Source organism: Sunxiuqinia sp. A32 (genome assembly GCF_052690465.1).
Genome location: NZ_JBQYLI010000003.1, coordinates 88,890 through 104,540, shown reverse-complemented (window position 1 = coordinate 104,540; position 15,651 = coordinate 88,890). Strand labels below are relative to the sequence as shown.

Annotated in this window: 12 protein-coding genes; 8 read left to right on the top strand and 4 right to left on the bottom strand. The window is 37.3% G+C overall.

What is annotated here, in order from left to right:
- Positions 1-55: 55 nt before the first annotated feature.
- From ACUNWD_RS03755 to polA, 3 genes are all read left to right on the top strand, one after another.
- Positions 56-358 carry an ArsR/SmtB family transcription factor gene (locus ACUNWD_RS03755; protein ID WP_445586434.1) on the top strand — a complete coding sequence of 101 codons (303 nt, stop codon included), beginning with the start codon at positions 56-58 and terminating at the stop codon, positions 356-358.
- Positions 359-455: 97 nt separating this feature from the next.
- Positions 456-905, top strand: a complete 450-nt coding sequence (locus ACUNWD_RS03750) for a 6-pyruvoyl trahydropterin synthase family protein (protein ID WP_445586433.1) — start codon at positions 456-458, stop codon at positions 903-905.
- A gap of 9 nt (positions 906-914) precedes the next feature.
- Entirely contained in the window at positions 915-3,707 is a 2,793-nt protein-coding gene (gene polA / locus ACUNWD_RS03745; protein WP_445586432.1) for a DNA polymerase I, read from the top strand.
- Here polA and ACUNWD_RS03740 read toward each other — a convergent pair.
- Positions 3,704-4,654 carry a tRNA-dihydrouridine synthase gene (locus tag ACUNWD_RS03740; RefSeq protein ID WP_445586431.1) on the bottom strand — a complete coding sequence of 317 codons (951 nt, stop codon included), beginning with the start codon at positions 4,652-4,654 and terminating at the stop codon, positions 3,704-3,706. The two genes, polA and ACUNWD_RS03740, sit on opposite strands and share 4 nt — an antisense overlap.
- 100 nt (positions 4,655-4,754) lie before the next feature.
- On the opposite strand from ACUNWD_RS03740, the gene ACUNWD_RS03735 reads away from it, so the two are divergent.
- The 3 genes from ACUNWD_RS03735 (at position 4,755) to rnpA (ending at position 7,007) form a co-directional block, all read left to right on the top strand.
- Complete coding sequence (locus tag ACUNWD_RS03735; protein WP_445586430.1) at positions 4,755-5,726, top strand: DUF4271 domain-containing protein; 972 nt, start codon at positions 4,755-4,757, stop codon at positions 5,724-5,726.
- Between the two features lie 33 nt (positions 5,727-5,759).
- On the top strand, positions 5,760-6,509 hold the full coding sequence (locus tag ACUNWD_RS03730) for a uroporphyrinogen-III synthase (RefSeq protein WP_445586429.1): 750 nt from the start codon (positions 5,760-5,762) through the stop codon (positions 6,507-6,509).
- Positions 6,510-6,581: 72 nt separating this feature from the next.
- Complete coding sequence (gene rnpA, locus ACUNWD_RS03725; RefSeq protein WP_445586428.1) at positions 6,582-7,007, top strand: ribonuclease P protein component; 426 nt, start codon at positions 6,582-6,584, stop codon at positions 7,005-7,007.
- A 5-nt stretch (positions 7,008-7,012) separates the two neighbouring features.
- On the opposite strand, the gene ACUNWD_RS03720 is transcribed toward rnpA, so the two are convergent.
- The 3 genes from ACUNWD_RS03720 to ACUNWD_RS03710 all read right to left on the bottom strand — a co-directional run bounded on the left by ACUNWD_RS03720 (position 7,013) and on the right by ACUNWD_RS03710 (position 11,800).
- Positions 7,013-8,104, bottom strand: coding sequence for a chorismate mutase (locus tag ACUNWD_RS03720; protein WP_445586427.1), 1,092 nt, complete (start codon positions 8,102-8,104; stop codon positions 7,013-7,015).
- A gap of 2 nt (positions 8,105-8,106) precedes the next feature.
- On the bottom strand, positions 8,107-9,000 hold the full coding sequence (locus ACUNWD_RS03715; protein WP_445586426.1) for a prephenate dehydrogenase: 894 nt from the start codon (positions 8,998-9,000) through the stop codon (positions 8,107-8,109).
- Positions 9,001-9,319: 319 nt separating this feature from the next.
- The gene (locus ACUNWD_RS03710; protein ID WP_445586425.1) at positions 9,320-11,800 is read right to left on the bottom strand and encodes a T9SS type A sorting domain-containing protein; all 2,481 of its coding nucleotides are present in this window, start codon (positions 11,798-11,800) and stop codon (positions 9,320-9,322) included.
- A gap of 91 nt (positions 11,801-11,891) precedes the next feature.
- Here ACUNWD_RS03710 and ACUNWD_RS03705 point away from each other — a divergent pair, with 91 nt between their 5' ends.
- Both ACUNWD_RS03705 and rnr read left to right on the top strand, forming a co-directional pair.
- The gene (locus ACUNWD_RS03705) at positions 11,892-13,340 is read left to right on the top strand and encodes a glycoside hydrolase family 32 protein (RefSeq protein ID WP_445586424.1); all 1,449 of its coding nucleotides are present in this window, start codon (positions 11,892-11,894) and stop codon (positions 13,338-13,340) included.
- A 111-nt stretch (positions 13,341-13,451) separates the two neighbouring features.
- Positions 13,452-15,599: a ribonuclease R gene (gene rnr, locus ACUNWD_RS03700; RefSeq protein ID WP_445586423.1), complete on the top strand. Its 2,148-nt coding sequence runs from the start codon at positions 13,452-13,454 to the stop codon at positions 15,597-15,599.
- The last annotated feature ends 52 nt before the right edge of the window (positions 15,600-15,651 follow it).

Here is a 15,651-nt window from a genome sequence, read left to right as displayed (position 1 = left end):
ACTTTTAGAAAAAAGTAAATAGTTATATATTTGCATTTGTAAAAGATTCGAAAAAATGATACAAATACAGGAACTTGATGCCGATCGGCTTGAAATGGCAGCCAATATGTTGAAAGCTATTGCACATCCAATGAGGATTGCAATTTTGAAACATTTAGAAGGAGGTAAGAAATTAACCGTAACTGAAATTCACGAACTTCTTGGCATTGAGCAATCTACCACTTCTCATCACCTTGGAATTTTGAAAGACAAGGGAGTACTTTGTTCCCGACGTGAAGGGAAGAATACTTTTTATTATATGAAGCACGATATGTTAAGTCAGATTGTTGAGTGTCTTCATCGTTGTACTTGTGAATAATATATTCGATCAAATATTTTAAGCCGGTAAATTTTTACCGGCTTTTTTCATTTATTGACCTCAAGTTTTTATAATTTCGGTTTCTTAATACAATCAAATGACGAAAATTAGAGTAACAAAACAGTTCAGTTTTGAAATGTCTCATGCCCTGATGAATTATGATGGTTTATGCCGGAATATTCACGGACATTCATATAAATTGCAGGTAACTGTTATTGGAGAACCCATGTTGCAGTCGGGAAATCCAAAAGACGGGATGGTAATTGATTTTAGTATTCTGAAGAAAGTGATAAAAGATAAGCTGATTGAGCCATTGGATCATTCGTTGATGATAAATAATTTATCGGCACATGAAAAATTGGTTGAACTCGGAGAACTATATGATCGGCATCATATTGTAAATTTTCAACCAACTTCCGAAAACCTGGTTATTTATATTGCGCAAAAGTTAAAAGATATTTTGCCTGAACACCTCGATCTTTGTAGTGTTCGTTTATATGAAACCAGTAATTCTTTTGCAGAATGGTTTGCATCAGATAATACTTAAAAAAACATCATGCCTGAACAAAACAAAAATAACAACCGTCTTTTTTTATTAGATGCATATGCATTGATTTATCGATCATACTTTGCATTTATCCGTAATCCCAGATTTAACTCGAAGGGGTTAAATACTTCGGCAATGCTGGGCTTTACAAATACATTGGAGCAGCTGTTAAATAAAGAGAATCCTACACATATAGCAGTTGTTTTTGATGTGCATGCGCCAACTTTCAGGCATGAAATGTATAAAGAATACAAAGCTCATCGGGAAGAAATGCCGGAAGATTTAAGAACGGCAATTCCATGGGTTCGAAAAATTATTGAAGCATATAACATCCCTATCATAGAGAAGGAAGGTTTTGAAGCTGATGATGTGATTGGGACCTTGGCGAAGAAAGGCGAAAAAGAAGGATACCAAGTATTCATGATGACCCCGGATAAAGATTATGCCCAGTTGGTTTCAGAAAATATATTCATGTATAAACCGGGAAGAGGATCGGATGAGGCGCAAATTTGGGGGATCGATGAAGTAAAGGAAAATTTCATGGTTGATGATCCGGACCAGGTTATTGATGTGTTGGGATTAATGGGAGATACTGCAGATAATATACCCGGTTGTCCGGGGATTGGTCCTAAAACAGCCATGAAGTTGATTTCAAAATACAAGACTGTTGAGGGGCTTTATCAGCATATTGATGAGTTAAAAGGGAAACAGAAGGAGAATCTCGTGGCTCATGAAGAACAAGTTCGACTTTCACGAAAGTTGGTGGAGATTATACAGGATGTTCCAGTTGAATTTGATGAGAAGTCATTAACCAAGGATGATGCAGATACTGAAAAACTCAAAGAAATCTTCATTGAGTTGGAGTTTCGTTCCATGGTGCAAAAGTTAGGTGCCGCTTCCAGCAAATCAGCAGCACCTTCTGATGCAAGTTTTGAGCAGGGAACACTTTTTGGCGGAGCCGTAGAAGAGCAGCAGATAAGAAAAGATCTGATAAATATTGAAAATACACCTCACCAATATTTTTTGGTGGAGAATGCTATGCAGCGGGCAAGTTTACGTGCTGAGTTGTCTATCCAGCCAGAGTTTTGTTTTGATACGGAAACCACCGGTCTTGATCCACATAGTTCAGAGATTGTTTGCATGTCTTTTTCATTTAAAAAGCATGAGGCCTACTGTGTTCTTGTGCCTAAAGAATGGGATGCAGCAAAAAAGGTAATCGAGGAATTCCGATTGATTTTTGAAGATGAAAAGATTCAAAAAATTGGTCAAAACATCAAATATGATATGCTGATGCTGATGCAGTATGGGGTGGAAGTTAGAGGTCCTGTGTACGATACAATGATTGCTCATTATCTCATTCAGCCAGAATTGCGACACAACCTGGATTATTTGTGCGAGACTTATTTGGGCTATCAAAAGGTGGAAACCACCACGTTGATTGGCAAGAAAGGCAGGAGTCAAATTACAATGCGGCAGGTTCCGGTTGAAAAGCTGAATGAGTATGCCTGCGAAGATGCAGATCTTACCTTGCAATTAAAAGAAGCCATTGACCCGGAATTGGATAAGAGTGGAGTTCGCAAAGTTTTTGAAGAAATTGAGATGCCATTGATTCCTGTATTGGCAGATATGGAAATGGCTGGTGTAAGTTTAAATACCAGAGATCTCGATGATTATGCAGAGAAATTACGGCATCAGTTGATTGATCTTGAACAAGAAATAAAAGATCTGGCAGGTGAGGATTTCAATATTTCATCTCCAAAACAAATGGGGCCAATTTTATTTGAAAAATTGAAAATTGACACCAAAGCCAAGAAAACAAAAACCAAGCAATATTCAACTTCCGAAGATGTCTTAATAAAGTTGGTTGATAAGCATCCGATTGTTGGTAAGATCTTGGAATTTCGTGGTTTGAAAAAATTGCTTTCAACCTATGTTGAGGCTCTTCCAAAACTGATTAATAGTAAAACCAATAAAATACATACCAGTTACAATCAGGCGATTGCTGCAACCGGACGATTGAGTTCAACGAATCCAAACTTGCAAAATATTCCAATCCGTGATGAAAATGGTCGCGAGATTAGAAAGGCATTTACTGCTTCGGATGAAAATCATATGTTTGTTTCTGCTGACTATTCTCAAATAGAATTGCGGATTATGGCAGCACTTAGTAAAGATGAGTCGATGATTCAGGCTTTTCAAAATAATGAGGATATCCACTCAATAACAGCGTCAAAGATTTATAAGATTCCACTTTCTGAAGTGAGTTCAGATATGAGGAGAAAAGCCAAAACAGCCAACTTCGGAATTATTTATGGTATTTCAGCTTTTGGTTTGTCTGAACGATTGAATATTTCACGCACCGAAGCGAAGCAATTAATTGATGGCTATTTTGAAAACTTTCCGCAAGTGAAAGCATACATGGATGAAAGCATTAAAGTTGCTCGGGACAAAGGTTTTGTGGAAACAATCAAAGGGAGGCGAAGGTATTTAGGGGATATTAATTCGGCCAATGGGGTGGTGAGAGGTGTAGCTGAACGAAACGCTATTAACGCACCTATTCAGGGGAGTGCTGCAGACATTATTAAACTGGCGATGATTAACATTTGGAAAGAACTGAAAAAAGAAAAACTGCAGGCCAAAATGACGCTCCAGGTGCATGATGAATTGAACTTTGATGTACCGAAGAATGAGATATCAAAGGTCGAGAAGATTGTTAAAGAGCAGATGGAAAATGCGTTGGATATTGGTATTCCGTTGACTGTTGAATTAAATACAGCTTCAAATTGGTTGGAGGCGCACTAGGATTCAGATTGAAATATTTGTTGAACATTAATTGAATACTGGTTGATGTTTTTTGTTTTCTTGATGATTTTTAAGGCCTTTCTGGGCTGTGAAAAACTTTCAGAGAAATAGATCCAAAACTGTTGCATTTTATTTAGTACATGACCACCGGTATCTAAACTATCGGAGTAATGCTTAAATAAAAGATTGTGAAATTTTAAAAGACGATCATATTTTTCTGACTCGTTTACATTGACATTGTTAATTTGCTCAGGTAGAAATGGATTCATGAGAATACCTCTACCAAGCATCCATTCATTTTGTTCAGGAAATTTCTGTTTTAGCCGTTTAAAATCATCCAGCTCAAAAATGTCACCATTATAAACTATTGGATGATTGCAGGCTGCCTTAAATTCCTCAAAGACGTTCATATCAGCTTTCCCTTTGTACATTTGCTTGGCCGTTCTGGGATGAAAAATAACTTTCTCAAATGGAAAACTGTTGATTAGATCTATGCGGTCAAAACAAGTTGTAGGCTCGTTTAGTCCAGATCTCAGTTTGATGGAAATTTTGAATGAACTGTCGCTAAAAAGCATATCCAAAACAGCTTCCAATTCTTTTGTATTTTCCAGCAAACCTGTGCCTCTGCCTTTTTTTGTTGCCATGGAGTAGGGACACCCCAGATTTAGATTAATCTCTTTGTATTCATTTGATTTGATGATGGTCATTAGTTGCCCGAGTTCATCCGTGTTGGCTACCAAAACCTGCGGAATAACAGGAATATTCTGGTTGTTGATTTTGGATGTATCTTTTAATTGTGAATTTCTGACCTTCCTGCCAGGTCCAATCGATAAGTATGGGATGTAGTAGTAATCAATAGAATTCCAGAACTGATGAAAACAACTTCGATAGCTATAATCGGTGAAGCCCTGCAAAGGTGCCAGATGGATGATTTCCTTTTTAGACATAATTCAAATGATATGTGCAAAAAATGTGCATACAAAGTTAGCATTCAACTTATTTTAACGATGGGAAATACTTACTTTTGTTCGGAGAAAAACCTGCTAAATGAGAGAGACGACCATTCAAAACGACACTATCCTAAAACAACTGGATCAAGCTGTTGATTTGAAGGGGGTTAATGAACTTCAGGTTGGCAGGAAACTTTTGGAGCCTTCAAAAATAAGAATGGTAGATTCAATCAGCAGGAGAGATTCTTTGAAAGAGAATGTTGTGAAGCAAGCTGTCGATAGAAAGAAGGTGACAATGGGAGACGTCAATCAATCAACAGATACTTTCAGTATGGATTCAGTGGCGCGGATTGAGCCACAGGCATTGGACAAAATGGTTACTGAGATTATCGCCAAAGAGGAAATAATTTTACCTGAAAAAAAGATTGAACGGAGTCGGCCAGATTGGGCAGTTGGGATTTTCATTTTAGTCTTTATCATTTTTGCCTCGGTCAGGATATTCTTTAACAAGTATCTGAATCAACTATTTTATGCGACCATTAATTACAGTACTGCTTCCCGGCTTTTTCGGGAGAAGACCCTGAACCTTACGCATGCTGCATTTCGTTTGGATATCCTTTTTATGATCGTTTTTAGCTTGTTTTTATTTCAACTTGGCTCTGAACTTAATGTTTCATTCAATCATTTGTCATTTCTCAGCTATTTAATTTTGCTGGCATCGGTGATTGGCTATTTTCTCGCAAAAAGACTTGCGTATCTGATTATTGGAATCGCTGCCGAAAGTGTTAATGAGACACAAGAATACGTGTATAATGTTGATTTATACAATCGAGTGTTGGGATTAATCCTATTACCTGTCAGTTTATTAATTGCTTTCGCATCATTTGAAAACCCGCGGGTATTCTACATTTCAGGAGTAGTTGTAATTTTGGTCATGTACATAATGGCACTATTTAGGGGCTCAAAAATATTATTAAGGAAACATTTTTCTATTTTTTATTTGATTTTATACCTTTGTACCCTTGAAATTTTACCATTAGTATTTATCTACAGACTATTATTGGTTTAAGAAGGGGTCAAATAATTTTAAAAGATTTATATCTTGAAGATCAAGAAAATATTGGTTTCGCAACCAAAGCCTGAATCAGTTAAATCACCATATTTTGATTTAGCTGAAAAAACGAATGTACAAGTTGACTTCCGACCTTTTATTCAGGTAGAAGGCGTGTCATCTAAAGAGTTTAGACAAACCAGAATTCAGATTCTGGATCACTCGGCGGTAATTTTCACAAGCCGTACTGCTATTGATCACTATTTCCGAATTTGTCAGGAAATGAGAATAACTGTGCCGGATTCGATGAAATACTTCTGTATTTCTGAAGCTGCGGCATTTTATCTGCAGAAATACATTGTGTACAGGAAACGCAAAATTTTCTATGGAAATGGAAAGTTTGCTGACTTGACTGAGATTATGAAAAAGCACAAGGATGAGAAATATCTTGTTCCGCTTTCACATATTCATAAGCAGGACATTCCTCAACTACTGGATGATGGTGGTTTCAAATACACAAAAGCTATTTTGTATCGCACGGTAAGTAGTGACCTTTCTGACCTTAAAGAAGTGAATTACGATATCTTGGTATTTTTCAGCCCATCAGGAATTAAGTCGTTGGTGCAGAATTTCCCAGATTTTGAGCAAAATAATACAAAGATTGCTTCATTTGGTCCAACAACAGCAAAAGCCGTTAAAGATGCCGGATTAAGATTAGACATTGAAGCGCCTACCGTTCAGGCTCCTTCCATGACTATGGCATTGGAACAATTCATTAAAAAATACAACAAATCCAAGTAAACGGATAGTTTGAAATAAGAGCTTTAAAGGGGGGATTAGTTCCCCTTTTTTTATTGTATTTTAGTGAAGAGTATGAAAGAATTCAGTTTAAAAAAGAAAGAGCGATTATCGAGTAAAAAAGTAATTGATAAGCTTTTTGCCGAAGGGAAATCATTTTTTGTATATCCCTTTAAGGTCGTATTTCTTGAAACGGATTTGCTCACATCAACACCCGTTCAGGCCGCATTTACTGTGTCCAAGAAAAATTTCAAAAAGGCAGTCCATCGAAATTATCTAAAGCGAAGGATGAAAGAAGTTTATCGATTGAATAAGTCGATAATTTATAAGGCACTCGCAGATTCTCAAATGGCTGTCATGTTTATTTATTCTGGAAAGAGTATTGAAGAATATCAACAATTAGAGACTGGAATGATAAAAAGTTTGAAAAAACTTTCGCAACGAGTCACTAAAAAAGGTCTTTCGTCACCAGACAAAAGACCTTCCACTGAGAGTGAATGATATTTTTATTCCTGATCCATAATTTCGGTTTGCATCCGAACAGAATCTTCGTGAATTAGCTGAAATAAAATCTGTACAAAAGTCTTGTTCAGATTCATTTTTTCGCCTGTATCAATCCGCTTATTCATTAATTCAGTCCACCGATTGATCTGTAATGCAGTTACGTTATTTTCCTTTTTGTATTGACCAATTTGCTTAACGATCTCAACCCGGGAAGCAAGAACTTCCATTAGTTCGGCATCAAGTGCATCAATTCTGCTACGTAATAATTCCAATTGGTTCTCAAATTGCTTGTTGGGAGATGATGAATACCGAATTACCAATTTGTCCAGTATGGCAAATAGTTCTGCAGGAGTCACTTGCTGGTCTTTATCACTAAGAGCGCATGAAGGATCACGATGTGATTCAAGCATCAAGCCTTCCATACCCATGTCAAAAGCTTTTTGAGACACTTCGTATAGATATTCTCTTTTACCTGCAATATGACTTGGATCACAAATAACAGGTAAGTTTGGCATCAATCTTCTTAATTCAATAAATGTTTTCCAGTTTGGGTAGTTGCGGTATTTGGTCTCTCTGAAAGGTGTAAACCCACGATGGATACCTACCAGATTTTTAATACCAGCCTGATTCAATCGTTCCAATGCTCCCATCCATAGTTGAACATCTGGATTCACTGGATTTTTAACCATTACAACGGCATCAGTTCCTTTAACTACATCTGCAATTTCTTGCACAACAAAAGGACTTGCTGTCGAACGCGCTCCAATCCAAAGAACATCTAATCCAGCCTTTAACGCTTCTTCTGTATGCTGAGCATTTGCTACTTCAGTACCAACTGGAAGGCCAGTTTCTTTTTTAACTGTCTGAAGCCATTTTAAACCAACAGAGCCAACTCCTTCAAAACTTCCTGGTCGGGTGCGTGGTTTCCAAACTCCACCACGGTAAATGAAAACCCGAGGATCTTTTGCAAGTTGCTTGGCAGTTTCAAGGGTTTGCTCTTCTGTTTCAAGGCTACATGGTCCCGAGATTAACAGAGGATTGTTTAACTGTGGTAACCAATCCTTAATTGGTCTGATGTCTAGTTCAATTCCCATTTCTATTTTGTATAAAATTTAACAATCTTTTCTTCATTTTTTATAAGCGAAGGATTTTCTCCACCCAATATTGACCTGATTTTACTTGCATTGTTCATTAAAGCGTACATTTTTTCTTCGTCATGCTCAATACTCTCTTTCAACTCATTCAGATGTTTAATGTAAACTTCCAGTGATTCAACGATGTAGTCTTTGTTTTGTTGAAAAATAGGACCCCACATGGTTGGTGTACTTTTGGCCAGTCGAACTGTTGATCGAAAACCTCCACTTGCCAAATCAAATATAATTGAGCGATCTTCTTTGTCTTGAACGGCATTGGCTAACGCATATGCAGCAGCATGTGGTAAATGAGAAATAAATGCTGTGCTATGGTCCTGTTCATCAGCTGACATGTACGCAATATCCATCCCCAGAACCTGAAACATTTTTTCAATTAAAGCAAGATGTTGAGGCCCGCTGTCCTCGTGATCGCAGATAATGGCAATCTTTTCCCGAAATAAGCCTTCTAAGGCCGCATCCGGGCCGGAGTTCTCTGTTCCCGACATCGGGTGAGCAGCAATGTAATTTCTTCTTTTCGGATGATCTTTGATGGAGTCAACGATATCCTTTTTGGTCGAGCCCATATCAGTTACCGTGGTTCCTTCATTAATATTGTCTAAAACGGTAGGTAGAAGTTCTTTAATCTTGTTAACAGGAATCGTCAGAATCACGAGGTCTGCTTTTTTTACAGCGGCTTCCAGTGATTCGATTTCATCTACCAATTTAATTTTCAATGCTTGATTTGCATGTTCAATATTATTGTCTACCCCGATAATGTGATTGGCAAATTTGCTTTTCCGAAGGTCTTTGGCTATTGATCCTCCTATTAAACCTAATCCGATGACAGTAATTCTCATTTTTTATCTGTGAATTCGTTTGAGTTTCTATTTTTTTTGACAAAAAAAAAGTCCCGATTAACTCGGGACCTTCTTGTAATATATCTTTAAATTTTTGCAATACACTACTGTGCGGACCCGATATGAGAACCGAAATAATAATACCAGTAATAAAATGTATTGCTAAAAATCATAGTTTTTCACGTATAATTTGGAAACAAAGATAGACAATTCTTTTAAATTTTAAATTTTAAACTAATTGGTTGAGGGTTGAATACCGTTTCAGATTGGTCAATATTCAAGTATTCAGATGTTTATGATTGTGCGCTCTAGTGTTAAATTATTTCTTAATGAGTTTCTGTGTGATGGTCTGACCATTATCAAAGCTTAAAATCACCAAATATAATCCCGGAGAAAGAGAATGGACATCCATCTTTTCATTCAGGATATTCTCGTTTACAGAAATGTTTTTATTTCGCATTTCAAATCCTGAGCTATTCATCACTTTTATAGTTAGCTGCCCAACCTTTTTTCTGAAATTCGCTTGTATATTTAGTTCTGTATCAAATGGATTAGGAAACATTGTAATTTCCCTTGGCGAATAGTCAAAACTCAATGTTGAAGTCAACGGGTCTTGAATAGAGAGATCGTCAATAGCCCATCCCCAGCCATGTGCAAATGGATCAGAGAACAATCTAAAGCGTATGAATATGGATTCACCAACATCAAAGAATTCATTGTCATTTAAATAGAATTTCCTTTGCACGTAAAGGTTTTTATTTCCAATTGCAACAGAGTTATTACCATTTACAGTTTGGTTATATAATTGTAGCCAGGAGCTATTTGCTCTCGAATCGTAACCATCTATTAAAGGATGCCATTCATCAATACCATTTTTGGAGCCTTCTATGACAACATAGTCCCAAAATTCTTCATCGCCATAAACAGTATTGGGTTCGCCTGGCTCAACCAAAACAACTTCTTTAAAAGTAATAACTCCCTTATTTCTGATTGTTATAGGATACTTGAGAATTGCTGTAAATTCATAGGTAGTTTCTTCCTGATCGGGACTTGGATATGGGTGCGGACTATGCAACGCTCCATCGTCAAAACCGGGCTCGGTGCCAATAAAGAAATCAGAAATAATAAAATCTCTAGTAAAGCTATTGAAGTTATTGAAATACGATACAACTGGCTCAAAAGTACCATCGATATAGATGGTGAAATATCCATCTTGTGGGAGATAAGCTATGTTGGAATTTGAAGTATTGTCTGTGGCTTTAATTCTGTAGGAAATAGAGTCTCCATCCGTCAATCCTGAAAAATTAAACACAGTACTATAAATACTTAGACTGTCCAGAGTTAATTCAAGAACTTGTGTGTTTCCATCATTTATTGAGTACTCAACTTCAACGGTTTCAACTCCAATATTATCTTTTACATCAGCAACTACTTCTGTACTCAGATTGCTTTCAAGCATTGATTTAATTGGGCTATGGACAATGGTTGGTTTTACGGTGTCCGGTCCTAAATTGAAATCAAGAAATTCTTCAGGTGCTACTCCCGGCAACCGATATGTTATGCCGTTAATGTCTTTTGCTTCCAGATAATATTTTACTTGCCCATCCACAAGATCAGTAAAATCCACTGTAAATTTTTCAATTGCCTCATCATAAACTAAATCTAAAACGGTACTGTCATCTTCAAATTCGGTGCGGGTGTATATCATCCTAATAGAAGTTGAGTCCAGTTCTTCATCGCTAAAAACAGTAGCTTGTATTGAAATAGGGTCAATGGTATTTTCTCTATCCAGTATTTCGTCATGTTTGATTGAAATAAATTTCCACCCCATATCAGCAAAGATGCCTAAGGTTAGGGGCCCTGGATTATGAATTGCTTCTCCCTCATCTGCATAGGGCGTCATTAGGGCATTTGTATCTTCAACGCTGTAATAAAACTCATCCAGATGATAAATACTTGAACCTTCATCGAATAAATTTGGAGACCATAGTCTGGCAAAACGATTATTCTCGTCTTTGTTTTTTGCTGTTGCACTCAGGTGAAAAAGACTGTCGCCTCTGAATGCATCGTATAAATCTGAAGAGGGATTTTTGTATAAAACGGTATCAAGCAGTAAATTTTTATTAGCATCAGCAACAAGTTCATCAAATACTCCAGGGAAGTCTAATTCTGCTCCATAAGCTCCCTGTCTGCTTTGAGCATAAAACATTCCGGTAAATCCCAGACCATGTGCTATCTCATGCAACACGATGGAAACAAAATCATATTTGTCAGCAGGTGTGTTTCCATCAACTCCAAAATACCAATCTTGATTGTCTTTATTAAATTGAGCGATCATGTCGGGGATTTCAGGCCCTGTGATTTCTTCACCCTGCATTTTTTCTACAAGAGCAACCGGGTAGTAGCAATCTTTATATTGAGCAGCATCAAAATTTTCGTAATAAATTGAGGGGCCACAACTTCCTAAAACTCCTTCGTCCAGGCTACTCCAATAAGCTACCATGTGTATGGTAACTGGTGAGTAAATCAGGCTTTCCCAAATCTCCACTGCTTTTTGAAACGCAGTTTGTGCTTCCTCTGAAAAACCGATATATTCTACCTCGATATTTGATTTTAGTCCTGCTGTAGATTTCAGTCGTTTTAAGAATTCCTCAGGAGGTGGAGTATAATGTTGATGAGAATGCCCGGACCCGTAACAAACGGGAGGTGGTATTTTGATGCCCTTCTTTTGCCAATCACTTTGACCAAAACTTGAGATTGAAATTAAAACAGAGAAGAGTATCGTTAATAATTGTTGCATTCTATAAGTGAATATTATTCTGTAAAATCGCTATAAATATAGCTTTCTTTTTATTTTATTTGTATAGCTAACAGAAATAAACAATTTAAGCATGCAAAGTTCAGTTAAAAGTCTAATTTTATTTGGTATCATACTGTTATTAATTGCAGCTAAGCCAGAAAAGAAACCATTCAACGAAGACTATCGTCCACAATTTCATTTTACCCCTGAAAAAAATTGGCATAATGATCCCAATGGATTGATTTATTATGATGGTGAGTATCATTTGTTTTACCAGCATAATCCAATTGGAAATGAATGGGGCTATATGCATTGGGGGCATGCTATCAGCAAAGACCTGGTTCACTGGGAACACTTTCCAATTGCTTTGTATCCGGATGAGAACTCAACTGATGAAAAATTTTGCACTGAATTTTCTGGTTGTGCAATTGTTGACGAGAATAATATTTTAGGTTTTCAAGAGGGAGCTATAAAAACATTAGTTGCTATTTATACCAGCTATCAATGCGGTCAGCGTATCGCTTATAGCACGGATAAGGGGCGTACCTGGGAGAAACTAGATAAAAATCCGGTTATTCCATTTGATGAAAAAGATGATGCAAGAGATCCAAAAGTTTTCTGGTACGAACCAACCCAAAATTATGTAATGGCTTTGTACAGAATGCCTGATGGGGAAGATGCATTTAAGGGGATTTCTTTTTATACTTCTGAAAATCTAATTGATTGGACTTATCAAAGTCATGTGCCGGGATATTTTGAATGTCCTGATTTAATTGAATTGCCTGTGAATCGGAGACCAGATGATAAACGTTGGGTTTTGATTGATGGAGATGGTTCGTACATGATAGGACAGTTTGATGGAAAGGAATTTACTCCTGAATCTTCGAAAATGAGAGGTGATTATGGGAAAAACTACTATGCAACCCAAACCTGGAATAACATACCTGAGGAAGATGGACGTACCATCCAAATTGCGTGGATGCGTGGATGTGAGTTTCCCGGGATGCCATTTAACGGTCAAATGAATTTTCCATGTGAATTAAGCTTGCGAAAATATAAAGAAGGAATTCGATTGGTTCGTAATCCAATCAAGGAAATTGAGCTGTTGCATGAGAAAGGAGAACATTTTAAAGAAAAGAACCTCATTCCCGGATTGGAAAATAAGAACTTGCTGAGAGGAATTAAAGGTGATTGCCTTCATTTTATTGGAACTTTTGATCTGAAAACGGTTAATAGTTTTGGCATCATGGTTCGACATTCAAAAAAGAGTACCGGAACTGAAATTAGGTATGATGCCACTAAAAATGCTTTAAGCTGTCTTGGTCAGGTTGCTCCTCTTCAACCAGAAGATGGGAAAATAAAGTTGGAAATTTTACTGGACCGGACATCGATTGAAATTTTCGGCAATGATGGTAAAGTTGTTATGACTTCTGGATTTACTGCTGAACCGGATATGCAGAATGTTGTTTTATATAACACCGGCGGTGAACTTTATATCGAACAATTGGAAGTTTATCCAATGAAATCAATTTATGAGTAGAATAAATTATACAACAATCAAATAATTTGGATCAGGAGGAGAGTAAACAATTGCTTTCCTCCTTTTTGTTTTCTTCAGAAAGAAGTAACTTCAAAAAAAATAATTTAACAAATGGCAAAAAAGAAAAAACCACGTAAAAAGAAAATATTTCAATCGTTTAATAAGAAGCGTTTGAAAAAGGCCATTCTGAACGTATTTTATGAAGATCCGCAAAAGACATTTAACTATAAACAATTAGCAGCCTTTCTTGGAGTGAAAGATCCTGCAACCCGCAAATTAATCAATGTTGCACTGGAGGAACTTACCGAAAATGAAAACCTGGAACAGGTTCAACGAGGTAAGTTTAAGCTCAAATCAAGGGGAGGATATATTTGTGGCAAGGTTGAACTTCAGCGACAGGGATTCGCCAATATTATTTCGGAGGAAGTGAATCAGCCAGTGCTTGTTTCCCAGCGAAATCTGAATCATGCGATGGAGGGCGATAAAGTAAGAGTTTACCTTTATGCCAGGCGCAAAAAACATCAGTTGGAGGGTGAGGTTTCAGAGATTCTTGAAAGGGCAAAATCTGTTTTTGTTGGAACAATTGAGAGATCACGAAACTTTGCTTTTTTAATTCCGGTTGGGAAAGTTGGGTTTGACATTTTTATTCCAACCGAAAAATTGAATGGAGCGAAAGACGGGCAAAAGGCTATAGCAAAAATTACAGAGTGGCCCTCAAAAGCAAAAAGTCCGTTTGGTGAAATCATCGAGGTACTTGGAAATGCTGGTGAGAATGAAACTGAAATGCATGCTATCCTTGCAGAGTTTGATTTGCCCTTGCATTTTCCAGAGAATGTTTTGAAAGCCGCTGAGAAGATACCACTTGAAATACCGGAAGAAGAAATTAGAAATCGACGCGATATGCGGGATGTGACAACTTTCACAGTTGATCCACATGATGCAAAGGACTTTGATGATGCTTTGTCACTAAAAAAAGTAAGTGAGGATGTATGGGAGGTCGGTATCCATATTGCAGACGTTAGTTACTATGTCCGGCCAAATACGATTCTAGATGACGAAGCCTATAATCGGGCAACCTCTGTTTATTTGGTCGACCGGGTTGTTCCCATGTTGCCAGAGAAGCTGTCCAATGGGGTTTGTTCACTTCGTCCAAATGAAGACAAGCTTTGCTATTCCGCAGTGTTTCATTTAAACAGTGAGGCTGATGTGTTAAAGCAGTGGTTTGGACGTACGGTTATTCATTCAAATCGACGGTTTACCTATGAAGAAGCACAAGAAATTATTGAAACCGGAGAAGGCGACCTAAAGGATGATGTTTTAATGTTGGATTCATTGGCAAAGAAATTACGCGATCAGCGATTTAAATATGGTTCACTGGCTTTTGATCGCATCGAGGTGAAGTTTGAAATAGATGAGACCGGGAAACCACTTTCAATCTATTTTAAAGAATCTAAGGATAGCAATAAGATGATTGAAGAATTCATGTTGCTGGCAAATAAGAAAGTAGCTGAATATATTGGAAAGGTTAAAGATAGCCGACAGGAAAAAACTTTTGTTTATCGTATTCATGATAAGCCGGATCCGGAAAAACTGGAGAATTTTAATCACTTCATTAAAAAGTTTGGATACGGAATCCAGACAACCAGCTCCAAGCTGATTTCGAAAACGATGAATAATTTGATGAATGAAGTGAAAGGAAAAAGCGAACAAAATGTGATTGAAACATTAGCAATTCGCTCCATGGCTAAAGCCGAATATTCTACCCGAAACATTGGGCATTATGGTTTAGGCTTTGAGTTCTATTCTCATTTTACGTCACCAATTCGCCGCTATCCGGATGTAATGGTACATCGGTTGCTCGATCGTTACCTGGAAGGTGGAAGATCTGCAAACGCGCAAAAATATGAAGATATGTGTAAGCATTCTTCTGAAATGGAAGGAAGGGCAGCCAGTGCAGAACGATCTTCTATTAAATATAAGCAGGTAGAGTTTATGAAAGACAAGATTGGTGAAATTTTGCCTGGGGTGATATCTGGTGTAACTGATTGGGGGATCTATGTTGAGCTTGAAAATAAATGTGAGGGAATGGTTCCAATTCGCGAACTTGATGATGACTTTTACATATTTGACGAGAAGAACTATTGCCTGGTTGGGAAACATAGCAAACGGACATATCAGCTTGGAGAAGAGGTGAAAGTCGAAATAATTAGAGCCAATCTGGAGCGGAAGCAGCTTGATTTTAAGCTGGTTGTGGAGTAAGGTCAGCTGTGTTTTTAATTTTTTATAAATTTATTCGAAAAATTAATTTATA